The 1,207-nt window shown below is 73.5% G+C and carries 3 protein-coding genes and 1 pseudogene; 2 read left to right on the top strand and 2 right to left on the bottom strand.

The annotated features are described in order from the left end of the window. Together AB0M20_RS44600 and AB0M20_RS44595 are read right to left on the bottom strand one after the other, a co-directional pair. Window positions 1–367 (bottom strand): histidine phosphatase family protein (locus AB0M20_RS44600; RefSeq protein WP_364307655.1); only part of this gene is annotated, 367 nt, incomplete at its 3' end. 30 nt (window positions 368–397) lie between these two features. Continuing rightward, complete coding sequence (locus tag AB0M20_RS44595; protein WP_364307653.1) at window positions 398–541, bottom strand: hypothetical protein; 144 nt, start codon at window positions 539–541, stop codon at window positions 398–400. A gap of 191 nt (window positions 542–732) precedes the next feature. Between AB0M20_RS44595 and AB0M20_RS44590 the strand changes: the two genes are divergently transcribed. Both AB0M20_RS44590 and AB0M20_RS44585 read left to right on the top strand, forming a co-directional pair. Next, on the top strand, window positions 733–987 hold the full coding sequence (locus AB0M20_RS44590; protein WP_364307651.1) for an ATP-binding protein: 255 nt from the start codon (window positions 733–735) through the stop codon (window positions 985–987). Window positions 988–989: 2 nt separating this feature from the next. Next, window positions 990–1,207, top strand: a pseudogene (locus AB0M20_RS44585) (ATP-binding protein); the annotation flags it as partial.

The raw sequence follows: 1,207 nt of genomic DNA, 5'->3' as shown, positions 1-1,207 counted from the left end.
GCCGCCGGGCCGCCTCGTCGGGCAGGCGGGCGTGGACCCCCCGCCCGGTCAGCAGGTCGAGAACGCCGAGCTCCCGGTCGCGGAGCCGCTCGTCGACGACGGCGGTGACGCCGAGGCCGTCGAGGGCGAGCTCGGCGGTCTGCCGGGTCCGCAGATAGGGCGACACGATCGCGACGTCGGGCTTCTGGTCCCGCAGCCACTGATTGACCGCCTGCGCCTGCTCACGCCCCGTCCCGGACAGCGGCACGTCGGCGTCCCGCTCCGGGATGTCGATGGCCTCGAGCCCGTTCTCCTCGGCATTCTGAGCGATCACATTGCCGGTGCTCTGCCCATGACGCACCACCCCGAGCCATCCCAGCTGCTCCATGCCCGCCGTCTTACCCGCAGCCCGCGCCCCCTACCCCTGTGATCCCGGCCGGGACGTACCGCCGTCGGCCAGAGCCCCGGTCAGAGCCCGGCTCAGACGGCGCGCGAGTTCGGCCGGGGCGGTGGCCAGGACGACCAGGGCGATCACCGCGAGCTTGCCGTTGGTGAACCTCATCGGGGCGCACCGGCCACCGCGAGCGGATCGGTGAACCGGCACGGGCTGCGCATGTCTGCCATGCGTTCACGGTCGGCCGGGGAGCCGCTCGTCCTCCAGGTCAGATGGTCGTCAACACCTGTCCAATCGGTGCTCGGCGGCGGACAGTGAGGACGTCCACCCGTTCCGCGGCTCGGAGGAGGTGTCCCGCGTTGCCCACGCATTTCAGCGACCTTCTCGACGAGGCGCGCCGGCGCAGCTTCGTGGGCCGCGACCGCGAGCTGGCCGGCTTCGGCGACGCCCTCGCCGGGCGCTCGTCCCGGCGGGTGCTGTTCGTGCACGGCCAGGGCGGCATCGGCAAGAGCAGCCTGTTGCTGGAGTTCCACGCCCGGGCGCGCGCGGCCGGGCGGGAGGTCGCGCTGATCGACGGCCGCACCTGGTGGACCTCGGCCTCGGCCACCCCTTGACGATGGCCCTGCTGGCCGACCTCGCCGCCGCCGACGAGGTGCCGGAGACGCTGGCGGACGCACCGGACCTGATCTCCGCCGTGCTCGAGTCGCTGCTCGGCGACGTGCCCGGCGAAGCGCACCTGATCGGCCTCGCCACCTGCGCGATCGCCTGGCTCACCACCGAGGAGCTGCTCGCGGCGATGGTCGGCCCGGACGCCGCCACGGTCTGGCGATGGCT

This window comes from Actinoplanes sp. NPDC051633 (assembly GCF_040681735.1).
GTDB lineage: Bacteria > Actinomycetota > Actinomycetes > Mycobacteriales > Micromonosporaceae > Actinoplanes.
The sequence above is the reverse complement of the archived record's forward strand: the minus strand, read 5'-3'. Positions and strand labels throughout refer to the sequence as shown.